Origin of the sequence: Aquimarina gracilis (assembly GCF_035285365.1) — a bacterium.
Classification (GTDB): domain Bacteria; phylum Bacteroidota; class Bacteroidia; order Flavobacteriales; family Flavobacteriaceae; genus Aquimarina; species Aquimarina gracilis.
The window spans coordinates 662,318-681,550 of sequence record NZ_JAYKLX010000002.1; the positions used below are offsets into that span (position 1 = coordinate 662,318).

Genomic DNA, 19,233 nt, shown 5'->3' on the forward strand with positions numbered 1-19,233 from the left:
GGCAGTAAACATTAAAAAGAATAGATGCTCATCTAACCAAGAGGCTATTATAGATGAGCAGTACCGAATTGCAAGAAAAATCCAAAAAAGTATCCTTGCAATATGTTTATGTATAATCAGGTTTTAAAATTATACTTCCTCCGAGGTGAATAAATCTACAGTAGAAATAGAGGAGATAGGTTTAGATAAGTGATCAACCAAAAAATTTGATAATGTTCTAAAAGAAACCATCAAATCTATTATTGTCTCTCTATCGTACAAATCGGTATTATAGTTTATATTATACCATAGACAACCACCTAGTTCACGAAAATCTATTTCTACATCATATTTTGCTACAACTGTATCTACATATTTTTTTCCGATACCAAGTTCCAAAATCGATCCTTTCTTAATTCCAGCTATTTGAAAATCTTCAAGTACCTGCTCTTCCCGTTGAAGGACCATTGCCGTATCGAAAATGGGGTTTCTGCTAGGATCTAAGGAAAAATCAATATCCTGGATTATCTTTTCATATGGATACATTTGAAACGAGTACGATTTTGAAACAACTTCTTTAACTTTTTCGTAGAACTGAATAAAGCTCTCATTGGGGTTAATCCTACTGCGAATGGCAATCATATTTATGTAAGGTCCTATTTGTCCTTCTAAATCTGGATGATCTCTACCCAAAGCCTGTGTCCCGATAACTAAATCCTTTTGGGATGTTTGGAAATAAAGAAAGACCTTCCATAAGGTCATAAGACCCATAAAAAGATTTCCTCCCTTATCGTTCACAAAACTTTTGATCTTATTACTTGTTTCAATTGAGAAGTTTGTTCCTAAAAGTTTCCCAGAAAATGTTTTTGTTGCTGGTCTTTCTTTTTGATTAGGTAGATCAAGTATGGGCAAGTTTCCAGATAAGTGAGTAGACCAATAATTCTTATGCTCTTTTAATCTATTATTTTCAAGACATTTTGATTGCCAATTTGCAAAGTCTTTGTATTGAATTTTTAACTCAGGTAACGATGGAGAACTTCCATCTTTAAGTGCTTCAGAAAAAACCATTGCTTCTCTGGTAAAAATCTCTATAGACTCTCCATCTGCTGCAATACTATGCATATTATAATAGAAAATGTATTTTTCTTCTTCAATTTTAAATAATGCTGCCCGAAATAACGGTCCATTTTCCAAATCAAACGGCAAGTAAGCATCTTTATTTATGAACTCGCCAGCTTTTTCTTCTTTATCTTCTACATTGCTGAAATCAAAATAATCGATTTCGAAATTCAGGTCTTCTCTCGACAATATATATTGTCTAACCTTACCTGATTCGTTTAATCTAAAAACGGTCCTTAAGGATTCATGTCTATCGATTCCCGCATTCAAAGCCTGCATAAACCTATCTTTGTCTAAAGCAGCTCCAAATTCTATGGTTCCTGGAACGTTGTAAGCTATCGAGCCTTTATCTAATCGGCTTAAATCCCAAATACGTTTTTGAACATATGATAACGAATAGTTTTCTTGTTGAGATAAAGTAGGAATTTGGTCAGGGTCTGCCAGTTTTGACAGATACTCAATTAATTCTGTTTTTTTAGCCTTAATCTCACCTATTATTTCTGGATCAACTCCCGTTTTGGGTACTTTTACAGATAATTCACCTTCTTTTAAACTAAGGTAAATGTTTTCTTTCACTAATTTTTGCAAAAATGTTTTCATCAGATGATTTGTGTTTCATTTAATTGATTAGAAATCCTTGTTAGGTCTTACTAACATCCTAATAAGGTTTTTCTAACATTTTAAAGAGTTCTGATTCAAGGTGAATTTTCTCTCCTTTTTTAACATAAATTTTACCTTCACTCCAAATAGCATTTACTTTTCCCCAATCCATTACACTTTGTACATCTGGGAAAAATCCTTTACCGCTATGATTTGCACTTGTATTACATAAAAGAGGTACTCCACTTAATTTCTTATATTCTTGAAGTAAGCCATATACTTCTGGATTATCTTGTTCGCTTACCGTTTGAAGTCGTGCAGTTCCATCTAAATGGGTAATTGCTGGAATCTTATCTATCCATTGATCTCTAACCTTATGATCATATAGCATATATGGGTCTGGAGTTCCCGGGCTGAAAATTTGTGGCGCATCTTCTACGATACATATTGGAGCAACTGGCCTGTAATCTTCTCTTCCTTTAATCTTATTTAATACTCCTTTCATTGTAGTTGAAACCGGGGCTGACAAAATGCTTCTGTTCCCCAATGCTCTTGGACCCAGTTCTGCCCTACCATTTAAGAAAATAATTGGCTCATTAAATTCATGTATTATTCTAGCCAATTCTGGAATAGCACAATCTACACTAGTCCATAAGTCATTATCCTGAAACTCGTTCAAAAATGGACCGCTATAAACATTCCAGTCTAATGCCAGTTCCTCGGTATGTTTCAACATTTCACAGCATGCTGCTCCAACGGCACTACCCGAATCGTTTGGAAAAGGAGGAACCCAGACATCTTCAAACATACCAGAATTTCTTATAGCACTATTCCATTTTATATTTAGGGCACAACCACCTACCATACATAGGTTTTTCTTTTGCATTGGATAGCGATCTACCAAACCTTTTAATTTCACCAATAATATTTCCTGTAGAAAGACGTGATACGTAGCCATGAGATCAACAGGTTTTACATCATTAATTTCTCCATAGATTACAAACTCTTTTAGAAGGTTTGTTGATCTGTTAATTAAAGTTTTTAAATCTGTAATTTTATCTGTTAGAATTTCTCCTTCGTTTTTATTGAACGTGTCTTTAAAAAAACTTAAGACTTCTGGAATACACTTTCCCAAAGCTATATAAGCCATTACTTTACCGGCAATAGAAAGTCCTTCACCTTCAAAATTTGTAAAGGGATTATAATTGGACGCAAAAGATGCATAACTATCGCCCTTTATGTGAAAAATCGGTCCTAAATTATCTATTTTCCTAGTGGTGGCATTGAAGTAAAAACATTGTGGAAACATTCCTCCATCCCAAACCAACACAAAAGAGTCTTCTTTATTTTTTGCAAATGGACTTGTACAATATGCCCCCATTAAGTGACCCGAAATATGTAAATAACTATTATAATCAAAATCATTTGACAAATAGGAAAATGATTGTTGTTCTAATACGTCCTCATCTTTTACAAGCATCCCATATTTACCAAATTCAATTTCGAATTCCCGACCCAACATGTCTTTAATTTTGGTAAAAAAAGAGGCCGCATCATTTTCTTTTCCAGCGGTTTCCTCATTATATTCTCCCCAGCCATCAATTACGAACTTATCTACATTTTCAATTTTATACCCATGTTCATTCAGTACTGACGCTAAAAACCTTAAGTCAAGGTCTAGCAGACTTGAAAATCTTGGATTGTTATTCAGTTTTTCCATTTCATAACTGAAAATCAATTTATCATTGTCAATTAATGCTATTGCACCGTCGTGAGTAAGTTTTAAGCCACAAATGATCATATCTTGTATTTTTAATAATTAATTTTGAAGGTTTTGTTAGTTATATTTTAATTTCACTGAATTCACTCTCATCAATTTCTTCGGCTTCTTTAAACCTTAAATCAATCTGAATTCTTTCTGCAATTAACTCGATTGTGTTTTCTACATATATACCTCTTAGGTCATATTTGAGCCCAAATTCTTTATTAATTGTATTTAATACTCGTATCCCTCTGAGACTATTTCCCCCGGCCTGGAAAAAATCGTCTTTAATACCAACATTGTCAATTTGTAAAATCTCTTTCCAGATTTCTACTAGTTTTTCTTGGATTTCGTTGGATGGAGATACATACTCTTGTTTTATTGCAGGTACCGGAAGAGCACTTCTGTCTATTTTTCCATTTTGAGTAAGAGGTATTTCGTCCAGTTTCACATAAATTCTTGGGATCATGTATTCTGGCAAAGTATTTTTTAGGAGATTCTGAATTTCTTGATCATTTATTTCCTGATCTGAAACAACGTATGCAATTAGCTGTTTTGAACCACCATTACTATCGAAAGCCGTAACTACTGATTGTTTAACCCTTTCTATTGTATTAAGTTTAGACTCTATTTCTTCTAATTCTATTCGATAGCCATTAATCTTTACTTGATGGTCGTTTCTTCCCAAGAATTCCACAGTACCATCTGGCATCCAACGAGCTAAATCTCCTGTGAGATAGAGTTTTTCATCTTTGATAAATGGATGATCTACAAATCTTTCTTTTGTAAGTTTTTCTCTATTCAAATACCCATTGGAGAGACCATCCCCGCTTATACATAATTGCCCAACTGCACCAATAGGCATTAGCGACAAATCTTCGTTTAATATATATACTTGTGTATTTGCAATTGGCTTACCAATAGGGACGGAAACACCAAACTCTTCATCTTTTGATAGCTTAAAACATGTGCTGTAGGTGGTATCTTCTGAAGGACCGTAAAGGTTTCTAACTTCTATATCGTACTTAGAAAGCTCTTCAGCAATATCTAATGGAAAAGGTTCTCCAGCAAGATTAATAGCTGTTACATTTTTTAGATCATTATCATTTTCTAATACGTTTCTTAGACTAGAAGGCACCGTATTTAATAAAATCTTGGAGTCACTTTCTAAATGTTCTCCTATAAATGAAGCATTTTCTAATAATTTAATTTTCTTTCCGGCAGATAGTGTGAAAAAAATCTCAAAAACCGATAAATCAAAACAGTGAGATGTTACCGCATAAACGACATCAAAATCTGTATTTCTAAATTCATCTTTTGCCCAATTGATAAAAGAGGATACATTTTGATGATTAATCATTACTCCTTTGGGGTTACCTGTTGTTCCAGAGGTATAAATGATGTAAGCTAGATCTTTTGAATCCCTATCTATATTTATATTCTCTTTTGAATAATTTTTTTGCTTTTCTTCAAAACAATTGAATTCATCCAAATCAAGAATCAATTTGCAATTGCTGTCATTTTCAATAAATTTTATTCTTTCTTCAGGATAATTTATATCTACCGGAATATATGTGGCCCCGACTTTAAGTAATGCAAGTAAAGAAACTATCAGTTTTTCACTTCTTGGAAGTTTTACTGAAACAAAGTCATTTTTTTGAATGTTTTTCTCCTTGATAAGATAATCTGCAAGAGCATTAGATTGTTGATTAAGTTCGGCATAGCTCATTTCTAAATTTTCAAACTCTAGTGCAATATGGTCTGGGACTTTACTTACCTGTTCTATGAACATGTCCAATATAGTCTCATTTGTATCATACTCCTTTTTGGTATCATTAAATCTTTCTAGTAGTTTTTCCCGTTCATCCTTTAACAAATATTCTACTTTACTAATACTCGCTTTTGGGTTGTTTAAAAATTCTTTTAATAGTCTTTTGTAATGTAATATGAAACTTTCAACTACTTCTCGATCATAAATATCTGTATTGTATTTTATGATAAAATCCACTCCTCCTTTTACCTCTGTAATCTCGATTTCCAGGTCAAATAAGATCATTTTCTCACCAAGATCCTGTATGTCTTCTCCTACTATACCATCTTTTGAGACTTCTGAAACCCCCAAGTAATTAATCAATATGTCAAAAAGAGGATTTCTATTGGCTTCTCTTCGACCATTAAGATCTTCTAGAAGTTTATCAAACGGATACATTTGATGCTCTAAAGCCTTAAGAGTATTTGTTCTTATTTGGTCATACAGTTCTTCAAAATTATTACTCGGGTCAATTTGATTGCGTAAAGCCAAAGAGTTTATATAGACTCCTATTTGATTTTCAAGATCTGCATGTTCTCTTCCTGCAATTGGATTTCCTAAAACGATATCCTTCTCGCCGGTGTAATGATAAAGTAGTGCTTTGGTTGTTGCCAACAGCCCCATAAATAAACTTCCTCCTCTTTTTTTGGCCAAGTCTTGTAGTTTCGATATTATTTCTCTTGAAATATGGGTACCTATACTTTTTCCAGCATATGTTTTTTCTTTTGGCCGCTTTTTATTTGTAGGTAAATCTATGGTTGGAATTTCACCATTTAATAATGACAACCAATATTCTTTATGTTCTTGATGGCTTGCGTCATTTAGCAAGTTTAATTGCCAGGCTGCATAGTCTTTATATTGAATTCGAAGAGGGGAAATCTCGGGAACTGAATTTGAGATATACGCTTCATAATACGTGATTACATCTCGAGCTAGAATCTCCATCGACCATCCGTCACTTATGATATGGTGCATATTGTAATAGAAGACATATTTGTCGTCTGAAACTTGAAGTAGACTTGCTCTTAGTAATGGCCCTTCCGATAAGTTGAATGGCTTATAGGCATCTGCCAAGGTGTAAGCGTTCGCTATTTCCTCGGGGTTCTCATTATTTCTAAAATCACGAAAATCAATAGTAAAAGATACTTCTTCAGGACTTAAAATAACCTGGCAAGGTTCTCCATTATTATCTTCTTTGAAAATTGTTCGTAGTATTTCGTGTCTTCCTATAACCGATTTTATGGCACGTTGAAAACAATCAATATCATAGTGCCCTATTAATTCAATTTCAGTTGGCAAATTATAGGCTGCAGACCCTTCTTCGAACTGACTCAATATCCATACTCTTTGCTGGGCATTGGATAAAGGATAGCTTGTTTCTACATCTATAACTGGTATTGGTGACATTACACTATTATTATTCCTACTCTTTAAATATTTAATGATCTCATCTTTGTTAGATTTTATCATCGCTATTTGATCAGGAGAAATCTTATTTTTATAAGAAGCTATTTTAATATCATCTCCCTGCAAGAACAATTTAATTTGCTGTTCTTGAAGCTTTACAAAAAGATCTTTTACATTTATCTTTGATGTAGTGTTCATGTTTGATTGTTTTTTTGTGACTTAACTATTCGTTATTTGTGCTTTAATTCTCGAGGGGTCAGAAAGTGCAAAAATGAGTCTTTCTATTTTTTAAATTGATTGTACACAAAAGGAGTTTGGATGAAAAAGAATTTCAATTTCACCAACTTTTTTGATACAACTATACTACTTCAGGTTTTTTTATTAACTCAAAAATTCTTGAGGTTTAAATGACAATGGTATCTACTTCTTCATTTTCGTTTATATCGTCTTGCATCCATTTTGTTTGATCGATTAACTTCGAGATATCGCCAATGGTCTTATTAGAAAATATATCGGACATTGTTAAGACCACGCCCAGTTTATTTTTCAATTTGTTTATGAGCATTACCGCTTTTAGAGAATCTCCTCCTAATTCAAAAAAGTCATCTTCTACTCCTAGTTCTGTGATTCCAAAGAGGTTTTCAAATAATAAAACTACTTCCGTTTCAGTTTCATTTTGAGGTGCTGTAAAGGATGTTTTTAATACTTTTCGGTTTACTTTAACATTGTTCTTAGGTTTCTCTATATTTTCTGAATTCCTTACAGGATTATTAAGATCTCTTTTGGAAACTATAACTTGTTGTAAATTGTCGTATAAGAAAGAATATTGAAACACCTTGATAAGTTCTTCTGGACAAATCCATTGATTATCATCATGTACACGATCCAAATTTAAAACCGACCATTTAGCATTTTCTTGTAATGTAAGACTATCCATTTGGGATGACGCCGTGGCATAAGCGCCATAAGAAACTCCTCCTAAAAATGAAGATAAACTCGATATTACTTTAACAAAGTCAACATTTCTTTCTTGTACAAATCGTTTGATAGTTAGCAATCCATCTACCCTTAATGAAAAATGCTTTTGTATACTAGCTTCAGTAATACTGGATATTAATTCTATATCTTTTATTTCAGTACATCTTGCTGTATGAATGATACCGTCTATCGCTCCATACTTGTTTTCAATCTTTTTTATTTCCTTTAAAAAAGTAGCATAATCGGTAATATCTACATGAAGACAGACTGCGTTCCCAGGTTGTTGTTTTAACTGTTCATACCGTTGTTTCTCTTTCTCGGTCCACTTAAAAGGACCTTTATTGGAAAAGATAATTACATTAGTTTCATAATCATTAAGTAAATGATTTGCCAAAGTAAACTCAATATCATCAAGAGTACCTGTAATTAAATAATTACCCTGCTTTTTTATTGAAGCGACTTTTACTTGTTCATCTTTTATAGATGGAAGTGATTCATAAAACGAAACCCACCTTTTCCCATTTCTAAAAGCAACGGTGTAATATTTTGTATCATTTTCAAACTCTTTGATAATTTCATTGATGTTGTAACTGTCAATATCTATATCCAAAAAAGAAGCGCATACATTTTGATTTTCTTGAGTTAATACGTTTAATAAGGTACCTGTATGTTGATTGATATATTCCAACTTTTCCTCACCTGTAACACTATGATTTTTATAACTTAGAACTACTATTTTCTTTAAGGTTTTTGTATCCTCCAACTTCAGCCCATTAATAATATTTAATACATGATTAAATATGTAATTATAGTGTAAATAACCTTTTAAATTATCGGTTTTGGTTTGTTTGGTTAGTTCCCAAGTGTAAATAATGAAATCGAAGTTAAAGTCAATCGTACCTATGTGATCTTTGAGTAATTTGTATGTAGTTATTTCTTCCGAATTAATTATAACATCTCCGGATTCAAGAACTTCAAAGTGTTCTCCTTTCAGAACCTTCAGCACATTTTTACCGTTTTCTTCTAGCTTATTAACAAGTTTCACAGAGAATTCTGAAGTATCTGCGAAGACTATATAATTATTTGCATTCGAAAATTCAGTCTTTTCAAAAATACTATTAGGCATAGGTTTCCAGGAGGGCATATACAAAGATTCTGAAACATCTTTTTTGATCTGACCCGCCCCACTCAATTTTAAAAGACTTTCATCAATCTTTACTTTTGAAGGAATATCGTACTCATCAAAAGCATAAGTAGGTACTGAAATTTTGTTGGGTTTGTCTCCTTGATAATATTTATCCCAACGAATATCGAGTCCATTTATCCATAGTTTGCCTAAAAAGCCTAAGAAATGTTCATTGTCATTGACCCTCTCTTTTGGATGTCGTATCGTTGTTATCACATCATTTGTTAAATCACGATTTTGACATTTGTTATAGAATGTAGTCAAGGTTCTTCCTGGTCCAACTTCTACAAAAAGTGTGTTATCCTGTTTGATAAGTGTTTTAATTCCCTTTTCAAAGCATACTGCTTCTACAATATGACTACTCCAATAGTTTGTTGATGTAGCTTCATCTTTGGTGATTAAATTACCTGTAATATTAGAAACAAAAGGGATCTTAGGTTCATGAAGTGTTATAGATCGTAACTCTTCTTCAAAATCATCCAAAATCGTTTCCATCATTTTAGAATGAAAAGCATGAGATGTTTTTAAAACAGTAAACTGAATCCCTTTAGTCTCTAATTTCTCTTTTACTTCGGCAATATTTTCTTTCGTTCCTGAAACAACAAAAGAATCTGGCGAATTTATAGCCGCTATAGATACCTTTTTTAATATTTCTTCTTCAATATTATCATGGGGTAAGCCAATACTTAGCATATCCCCTTCGGGTACTTCAGACATTAACTGGGCTCTTTTACTCACAATTTTTAATGCATCTTGAAAGGTAAACACCCCACTAATAGTCGCGGCAACATATTCTCCAAGACTATGCCCAATCATACAACTGGGAGCTATTCCGAAATCAATTAATAACTGCGCCAAGGCATATTCAAAAACAAAAAGTATAGGTTGTGTATAAAGCGTTTGATTGATTAAGTCTGCGTTTGCGTCATTTCCTTCAAACAGTATTTTTCTATAATCAGTTCCATTAAGTTCTTGGAGAGCGTTTAATCCTAAATCAAGAGATTCTTTAAATTTTGGAAAGAAGTCGTATAAATCTCTTCCCATATTTAAATATTGACTCCCTTGACCAGAAAACATAAAAACAATATCGGTTTTTGTTTTCACTACATTTTCCTTAACCTTCTTGTTTTTTAAAACATTGATTAGTTCATCTTTATCTTTTACCACCAGATATTTTGCCAAATCAAATTGTTTCCTTCCAACTTGTAATGTATAGGCTAGATTATCTACATCTACGGTTTGATTCTCAAGAAAACTTAATAACCTACTTTCATAATTTTCTAATGCAGTATCTGATTTTGCCGAATATCTTATCAATTTATAGGGTGAATCTTTTTTATTCTCTTCAAGAGCAGGAAATTCCTGTAGAACTACATGAATATTTGTTCCTCCAATCCCTAGAGAGCTCACCCCTGCAGTGCGTAATTTTCCTTGGTCTGCTATCCATTCTTTTGTTTGATGATTTACATAAAAAGGACCACTTTCAAAATTAATAGTTGGGTTAGCCTCTTGATAATGTAAACTGGCCGGTATTGTTTTATTTTTTATTGACAATGCAGTTTTTATAAGCCCCATGACACCTGCTGCTTCATCGGCATGTCCCATATTAGATTTTATAGTCCCGATTGCGCATTTATGATTGGTGTTATTATTAAATGCGAGATTAAGAGATTCTACCTCTATTGGATCTCCAATTTTTGTACCTGTTCCGTGAGCTTCGATATACGAGACCTCTTCTGGTGAAACCCCAGCTATTTTTTGCGCCAACTTTATACATTCTGATTGTCCATCGACACTCGGCATTGTATAACCTGCTTTTGCATTGCCATCGTTATTCATCGCTGTACCTTTGATGACCGCATAAATGTTATCATTATCTTTTATGGCATCTTCTAATCTTTTTAAGATAACTACTCCTGCTCCATCGGTCCCCAGAGTTCCTGAAGATTTGCTATCAAAGCTACGATTATGACCATCGTTGGACATAATAGATCCTTCTACATATTTATAGCCATTGTCTTCATTTGAAAGCAATCGAATACCTCCAGCTACGGCAATACCACATTCATTAAGCAGTAAACTTCTACAAGCCAAATGAGCTGTGCTTAATGAGGTAGAACAGGCTGTATCTATAAAATAACAAGGACCTTTAAAATTTAATTTATAGGCAATTAATGAGGCCATAAAATTTGGATTGGATAACTTTCCTTTTGTTAATTGATCTACATTAAGATCATTGGTCAACATGGCATGCAAACTCCAGTTTAAATCTTTATTGGCGCCCAAAAAGATTCCTATTTTTTTGGTGTAGGTTTCGGTATCACATCCAGACTTTTCTAACGCTTCCCAAACCAACTGATGCATCATCCTGGTTTGAGGATTCATTATTCTGGCTTCATCCAATGTATAATTAAAGAAAGGATAATCAAAAGCATTAGTGTTTTCAATGAAAGAAGCTGCTTTTATATAGTTTTCCTGGTCTATTTCTTTTTTATCAACTCCTCTATCGATCAATTCCTCATCTGAAAAGAAATGAATCAACTCTTTTTCCTCCACAAGGTTTCTCCAAAATTCTTCTATATTATTTGATTTTGGGAATTTCCCTGACATCCCAATTATTGCTATATCTCGTTTCATTTAAAAAAATAGGTTTAAGAGCTTAGAAAAAAAGCTTGTCATATTTGAAATTTTACATTTCATTCATAAAATCAATCAAATCTTCGACATCTTCCATCTCATTTTCTTCTATTTGAACTTTTTGAGCAGTTTTAGTATTATTAAGCTTTTCTACTAGTGCTCTTATTGTTGGATATTGAAAAAATGAAATGATTTTTAGATCTGTGTTTAAAGTGGTATTAATAAGCGTTAATAATTGAAATGCTTTCATTGAATTCCCTCCAATTTCGAAAAAGTTATCATCAATACTAATCTGTTCTATATTTAGAAAATCTGCCCATAACGTGCATAGCTTTTCCTCAGTTTCATTTCTAGGGGCTACATAGTTTTTGCTTAAAACCGTAGTTTCATTTGGTTTTGGTAACGCTTTATAATCTATCTTCCCATTTGGTGTTTGGGGAAATTCTTCAAGAACAAGAACATGTTGGGGAATCATGTAATGGGGTAAGCGTAATCTTAAAAACTCTTTTAATAAATCATTGTCAACCTTATTTGATATTTTTATATAAGCTATCAAAAAGGTTTGATTGTTTTCTTGAATCGTCGACACTGCACATTGTACTACACTTTCATGATCAAGAATTACATTTTCTATTTCTTTTAGCTCTATTCGATATCCTTTTATCTTTACCTGGCTATCTAATCTGCCTAAGTATTGTAGTTCTCCATTAGGCAACCAACAAGCCAAATCTCCTGTTCTGTAAATTTTTTGACCTTCTTCAAAAGGATTATCTATAAATCTTTCGTTTGTTAATGTTTCCTTATTTAGATAACCAAGAGTTACACCATCTCCTCCGATGCAAAGTTCACCGGATACTCGCACCGGACATAATTGATTATTTGTATCCAAAATGTAAATTTTAGTATTTACAATTGGGGTTCCGATAGTAACATTCTCTTCAGTTCCGACAGTTTTTACCGAAGACCAAATCGTCGTTTCTGTTGGGCCATACATATTATGAATACTAGTTCCCACCTGAGTAACTAACTTTTGAGCCAAAGATTCTTTTAATGCTTCTCCCCCAACCAAAAGTGTTTTGATTCTTTTTAAAGCTTTTTTTCCTTCATCATTTAACAATAATTCTTCATAAAGGGATGGTGTAGATTGAACATGTGTAACCTTATGATTATCAATCAATTGAGCCGTACTTTGGTTTTCGGTTAATTTGTTTAATGTTTTAACAATAAAATCATATTGCATTTTGGACCTTTTTACGGAGTCTTTGAGATCAAAAAGATGACCCAAATTATTTATTACCAACTCGTGGTCAACACCAAAATCTATTAAACAGGCGACCTCATCAACACCAATTTCATGAACTCTACTAATCATTTTTTGACATGTTTCTGGAGTTCCAAATAAGCTACTGGTTTTATAAAATCGTTGATACCCAATATCCAATAGTGGTTCTAAATCATTATCCAAATCAAGATCTAGTTCTTCTGCAATAGGTTTTAAAAGATTGATTGAATTTTTGAGATAGTCTTTAAATGGTTTTTCTACGGTTTGCTTAACAAAATCAAGATTATCACTTACAAATGTATGTAACATTAATGCCACTTTATGATTCTCTGGATTATATCCATTTTCCTGAAGTGTTTGACGATATACTTTTATCTTTTCTTCAAGATCTTCGATACTTTGTCCTAATAGATGAGTTAAAATATTGGCGCCTATCGTACCTGCATATTTAAAAGTTTCTATGCTTCCAGCGGCTGTAATCCAGATTGGTAATTCTTCCTGTATTGGTTTGGGATGTACATAAAACTCAAAATCTTTTCCAACACCATTTTTTCTGGTTACCGATTTTCCTCCCCAAACATTTTTTAAAGTCTCGATCCCTTCTCGCATTACCTGGTGGCGATTTTCATACCTATCGGGAGCCAAAACAAAATCATTTGGATGCCATCCTGAAGCAATAGATAATTCTACTCTTCCTTCAGACAAATTATCTACCATAGACCACTCTTCGGCTACACGTATCGGATCATGTAATGGCAACACCACACTACCAGATCTTAACCTTATATTCTTAGTTATACTTGAAACCGCTGCTGCTGCAACCGAGGGATTTGGAAACTGATCCCCAAAATTGTGAAAATGTCTTTCGGGAACCCATATAGCTTCAAATTGATTTTTATCGGCAAACTTTGCTCCTTCCAACAATAATTCATACTTATTTTGAGGTCCTGTGGCATTATTATGCGTTGGAAAATAGAATAAGCTGAAATTCATTTTTGGCTTAGCTTCTATAGGAACAGGCCTCTCAAGATGCATAACTATTTTATTACCGTTTGTGAGTGTCCATAAAAGTTCAAGAATAGAAATATCAAAACTTATACTTGTCATTGCCAACCAAACGTCTGACTTTGATTTTGAATCAAATTTATGATTCATTCCGGCAATAAAATTGCTTAGGTTTTTATGCGAAACCTTTACTCCTTTTGGTTTACCCGTAGAGCCAGAAGTATAAATTACATAGGCCATCGAAGAAGGTTCTATGCCTACAAATTGAATGTCATCTTTTTGATCCCAAATTATGTCGTCATCCACATTTATAATTTCAAGATTATCTGGTAAAATGTCTTGAGTTTCTGTATTGGCAACAACAAATTTTGTTTCACTATTTTCTAAAATATAATCGATTCTATTAACAGGATAGAAAGGATCTAAAGGAAGATAAGAAGCTCCAGATTTTAATATTCCAAAAATAGCAATCACAACATCTATCGAACGCCCCAAAAATACACCAACTGTAGTATTGGCTTTTACTCCTTTTTCTTTTAAAGAAACAGCCAACTGGGTAGATTTCTGATCTAACTCTCGATAAGAAATCTCTTCGTTTTCACAAACAATTGCCGTTTTTTTAGAAGAAACCCTGGCTTGGTCGACAAATAGGTCAATTACGGTTTTTTGAAAATCAACATTTTGATTAGTATCGTTAAATGAGCTTAACAACTCATTTTTTTGTTCTTCATTTAAATAAGAGATTTCTTGAATTTCGTAAGTGGGATTTTCAATGCATTCCTCCAAAAAATTCTCGAAATTGATAAGAATCCTTTCTATAAATAAATGTTCGTATAAATCTGTATTATATTCTGCACTTATACTTAACTGACCATCAAACTCTAAAAAAGAAAATGTAATATCGTATTTACTTACCAAAGATTTGGCCTCTTCATACGATTCACAACTTAACCCATCAAATAATGTATTGAAACTAGATTCATCATCGTTTTGTTTTTGATAGATCACTAGAACATCAAAAACTGGGGATCTACTTGTATCTCTATTCAGATTCAATCCATTCAAAATATCCCCAAAAGAATAGCTGGAATTGGCATATGCTTTTATCAATATATTTTTTTGATGATCTACTAATTGATAAAAATCATCGGATTTATTAAATCTTGTTCTAATAGGTATTGTATTGATATATAGTCCTATTTGATCTTCTAAATCTTTATGTTCTCTACCAAGAACTGGAGTACCAACTATGATATCGGTTTGATTTGTATACCTGAAAAGCAATCCTTTAAGAGCAGCCAACAACACGGTAAAATCTGTTGTTTTTTGACTTTTGGAAAATGTATTTAGCCTATCAAGCAATCCATCGTTGAATTGATATGACAAACTAGTACCTGCATATGTCTGGATCTGTGGCCTATTTTGAAACGTTGGTAAATTTAAAATAGGAAGCTCTCCCGACAGTTCATTCATCCAAAAAGCATGTTGCTTTTCATTATTGTCTGAAGTAGTGTCATTTACCCAATAGGTATAATCTTTGAATTGCACCTTTAGGTTGGGCAATTCAATTTTTGTTGATGATAAAAGGTTATTATATATGGTCGATAATTCTTTAATTAAAACTTGAAGAGATTGTCCATCAAAAACAATATGATGAATTATCATTGGTAGATAAAAACAATTGGTATCGGCATGTATTACACAAGCCTTTATTAAAGGAGCTTGGGTTAAATCGAAGGGTACATTAATAAACTCAGAGATCTTATCTCCTAGATTATCCTTTGGACTAAGTTTTATTAATTCTAGGTTAAAATCGATCGAATCTTTTGATAAAACCTTTTGCTTGATTTCGCCATCTGTATCCTGAACAAAACAGGTTCTCAAGGCTTCGTGTCTTTGAATAAGTAAATTAAAAGCTTGTGCTAGCAAATCTTTCTGTAAACCTCCTTCTAATTTGAATGTAAAAGGTATGTTATACGTTTTATTTACTTCTGGCATTTGACACAAGAGCCAAAACCTTAATTGAGCAGAAGTTAAAGGGTAATATTCCTGTTCTGGAACAATAGGAATTTGGGTGCTTTGAGAATTTTCTGTTAAAAATGGAATTATTCCCTGTATAGAAGGATTCTCAAATATGTCTTTAAAAGTTACATTAAATCCTGTTTCCGATTTAATCTTATTAATAATTCTGGCAACACTCATACTGCTACCTCCCAAATCAAAGAGCGAGGAGTTTATACTTACCGAAGTGGTCCCTAAAACTTCTTTCCAGATATTTGCCAGTTGTTTTTCGAGGCGAGATTTGGGCTCAACAAACTTAGCATCGGCTACAAAATCATTTTCTGTAGGTGCAGGAAGTCTATCTTTATCAATTTTACCATTGGTAGTAAGCGGTATATTTTGTATCCCAATAAAACAAGAAGGGATCATGTAGGCAGGAAGCTCTTTCTGTAATTCTTCCTTGATTCGTTGTTTATCTAACTTCTTTGCAGTAATAACATAAGCGACAAGCTGTTTTTGTTCCAAAACATTTTTTACGGCTACAACCACTTGTTTTATATCCGATTGTTGCATCAAAGCCTGTTCTATTTCTCCCAACTCTATTCTAAAGCCCCTGATCTTAACCTGTTCATCTGCTCGTCCGGCAAATACAATATCACCATCAGATAACCAACTTGCAAGATCACCCGTATCATACATTTTTTGTCCTTTTAGGAATGGATTTTCAACAAACTTCTCTTTTGTTAGGTCTGGTTTGTTTAAATATCCCCTTGAAACGCTATCACCAGATATAAATAATCGTCCAATATATCCTGGAGGTAAAAGGTGTAATGAATCATCCAGAATATAAACTTGTGTATTTGAAATTGGTTTGCCTATTGGAATGTTGTTTTCATCATTATTAACCTTATAAGAAGTAGTCACTACCGTATTTTCTGTAGGGCCATAATTGTTGTAAATGGTTAGATCTGTTTCCTTACCTAGTTTTAATACATCTCCACCTGTAAGAATGGAAAGATTTTCCATTTGAAACTCATCTTCAACCAGGTTTTGACATATTTGAGTTGGTAAATAACTATGGGTAATACTATTATTTTTTAAGAAAGCAGATAGTTTATTTGTATTAACACGAACTTCACTATCTGATATTGGATAAAGAGTTCCTCCACTAATTAAATAAGGGCAGATTTCCCAAACAGAGGCATCAAAAGCAATCCCAGAAAATAAGGTAGCTTTACTAGTTGTATCTGCGTTATAATAGTTTACGTGCCATTGACATAAATTGGTCAAGCCTTTATGTTCTATCATTACCCCTTTGGGCTTTCCCGTAGAGCCCGAAGTATATATTACATAGGCCAAATCATTTGGTTTTGAAGTAATATTAAGGGACTTAGAACTTATTTTTTGATTCTTAAAAGAATTGATAAATTGTTCGTCAATGAGAATTTTACAATTACTATCTTTTTCAATATATGCAATCCGATCTTTTGGATAATCTGGGTCTATAGGTAGATATGCTCCTCCTGATTTTAGTATGCCAAGCATTGAAATTACCAGCCATTTACTGCGGCTTAATTTCACCCCAACCAAATTTTCTTTTTTTACCTTGTTTTCTTTTAAAAGGTAATATGCCAAATCATTAGATATTACATCTAACTCTTTGTAAGTTAACGATTCTCCATTATAAACAATTGCTTCTTTATTAGGTGTCTTTTTGACTTGTTCTTTAAAAAGTTCTATAAATGTTTTTTCATTAGTATAAGAAGCTTTGGTATCTACAAAATCCTTTAATAAGATTTCTTTTTCCTTTTCAGTTAAAACTGAAATTGTATCTAATGAAGATTCTGGTGATGAAATAATACTCTCAAGTAAAACTTCTATATGCGAAACGATCTGCTTGGCAAATATATCTGTATACGTTGCTGTATTATAGGTTAACAGAAGGTCTACACCTTTTTCTGTTTCCTTGAAGGCAAACTCTAATCCAAATTTTGAAGATGTTCTTTCAATTAGATCACATTCCTTGATTTCGAGTCCTGCAATACTTTGTGATTCTTTTTGTTGATCAAGGCTGTTTTCTAGCGTTAATACAATATCAAATAAGGAATTTCCCGGCAAAGCCAGATCTTCTAGCAATTTGTCATATGGATAGTTTTGGTGATTATAAGCTTCCAAAAGATTGTTTTTAACTTTTAAAAGTAAATTCTTAAAGCTTTCTTTTGGATCTATGGCTGTGCGTAATCCTAATAGGTTAATATAAAAACCTATTTGGTTTGATAACTCAGGATGCTCTCTTCCCGAAACTGGAGAACCTACTATAATATCTTCTTGATTGCTATATTTAAACAATAGCAATTTTGTAAGTGCCATGAGCCCCATATATAAGGTTGCTCCTTGCTCTTCGCAAAACTTTTTGAAAGAATGTATTTGATTGGCATCATAAGATTTACGGATAAGACGGCCTTGATAAGTCTTAATAGGATTACCTATTTTGGACATCGGCAAACTTAAAGTGGTTGTTTTATTATGAAAAAGTTCAAGCCAGTATTCTTTATGCTCTTCTAATTCTGAGTTTTGTAACTGTTTTTGCTGCCATGCTGCATAATCCTTGTATTGAATCTTTAAAGGTGTTAAAGGATTTTTATTTCCAAAAACATAAGCATTGTAGAGTGTAAAAACTTCATTGTTTAAAATCTGAATAGACCACCCATCACTAATAATATGATGCATAACCAGATTAAAAATATACTCGCTATCTGATATTTTGAGTAGCTTGGCTCTTAATAAAGCATCTGAAGTAATATCAAATTCAAAGTTTGATTCTTTAAAAACACTTTTTTCAGCAAGCTTTTCGACCTTGGTTTCTTTACTTAAATCTATATAGTCCAGAACAAATTTATGATCCCGATTAGGTAAAACAACTTGCCTGGGGTTTCCTTCTTTATCCGTTATGAAGTTTGTTCTTAAGATTTCGTGTCGTTCTATAAGCGATTCAAAAGATTTTTGCAACGACTTGACACATAAATCTCCCTTAATTCTATATGTACTAGACATATTATAGGCAATGTTACCTTCATCCATTTGACTCAATAACCATAATCTATGTTGGGCAGAAGACAAGGCATAATCGTCCTTTGGGTCTAATACATTTATTGGTGCATAATCTACCTTCTTTCCACTTTTTTGAGCCAAAATCAATCTAATCAAACTCTCTTTATGCTCTTTGATCTCATTTAATAGTTCCTTGGTTATTACCCCCTTTGGGGCAGTAATATCCAAGTTGTTATCTATTACGTCTATCGAGATGTTTAATTCTTTCAGTCTATCAATTAGTGTATGCATGATATCACGGATATATGATTTCTGTTAATGTTGTGAAATGTGAATAGGTATCTTTCCCAAGAAGTTGGATAAGGAATCAAAGAGCTCCTTTTCTAAAGTTTAAAGGCTATCAAAACCAAAAAATT

General features: G+C 33.0%; 5 protein-coding genes. All 5 read right to left on the reverse strand.

Going from position 1 to position 19,233, the window contains the following annotated elements:
• Positions 1-129: 129 nt before the first annotated feature.
• Positions 130-1,698 carry a condensation domain-containing protein gene (locus U6A24_RS05790; protein WP_324178985.1) on the reverse strand — a complete coding sequence of 523 codons (1,569 nt, stop codon included), beginning with the start codon at positions 1,696-1,698 and terminating at the stop codon, positions 130-132.
• Positions 1,699-1,756: 58 nt separating this feature from the next.
• The gene (locus tag U6A24_RS05795) at positions 1,757-3,499 is read right to left on the reverse strand and encodes a carbamoyltransferase N-terminal domain-containing protein (RefSeq protein ID WP_324178986.1); all 1,743 of its coding nucleotides are present in this window, start codon (positions 3,497-3,499) and stop codon (positions 1,757-1,759) included.
• Positions 3,500-3,539: 40 nt separating this feature from the next.
• The gene (locus U6A24_RS05800) at positions 3,540-6,875 is read right to left on the reverse strand and encodes a non-ribosomal peptide synthetase (RefSeq protein ID WP_324178987.1); all 3,336 of its coding nucleotides are present in this window, start codon (positions 6,873-6,875) and stop codon (positions 3,540-3,542) included.
• A gap of 205 nt (positions 6,876-7,080) precedes the next feature.
• Positions 7,081-11,478, reverse strand: a complete 4,398-nt coding sequence (locus U6A24_RS05805; RefSeq protein WP_324178988.1) for an SDR family NAD(P)-dependent oxidoreductase — start codon at positions 11,476-11,478, stop codon at positions 7,081-7,083.
• Positions 11,479-11,530: 52 nt separating this feature from the next.
• The gene (locus U6A24_RS05810; RefSeq protein ID WP_324178989.1) at positions 11,531-19,108 is read right to left on the reverse strand and encodes a non-ribosomal peptide synthetase; all 7,578 of its coding nucleotides are present in this window, start codon (positions 19,106-19,108) and stop codon (positions 11,531-11,533) included.
• Positions 19,109-19,233 lie beyond the last annotated feature (125 nt).

Coding starts and splice junctions, on each gene's coding strand:
- U6A24_RS05790 (WP_324178985.1), bottom strand. CDS start 1,698: ATGAAAACATTTTTGCAAAAATTAGTGAAAGAAAACATTTACCTTAGT.
- U6A24_RS05795 (WP_324178986.1), bottom strand. CDS start 3,499: ATGATCATTTGTGGCTTAAAACTTACTCACGACGGTGCAATAGCATTA.
- U6A24_RS05800 (WP_324178987.1), bottom strand. CDS start 6,875: ATGAACACTACATCAAAGATAAATGTAAAAGATCTTTTTGTAAAGCTT.
- U6A24_RS05805 (WP_324178988.1), bottom strand. CDS start 11,478: ATGAAACGAGATATAGCAATAATTGGGATGTCAGGGAAATTCCCAAAA.
- U6A24_RS05810 (WP_324178989.1), bottom strand. CDS start 19,108: ATGCATACACTAATTGATAGACTGAAAGAATTAAACATCTCGATAGAC.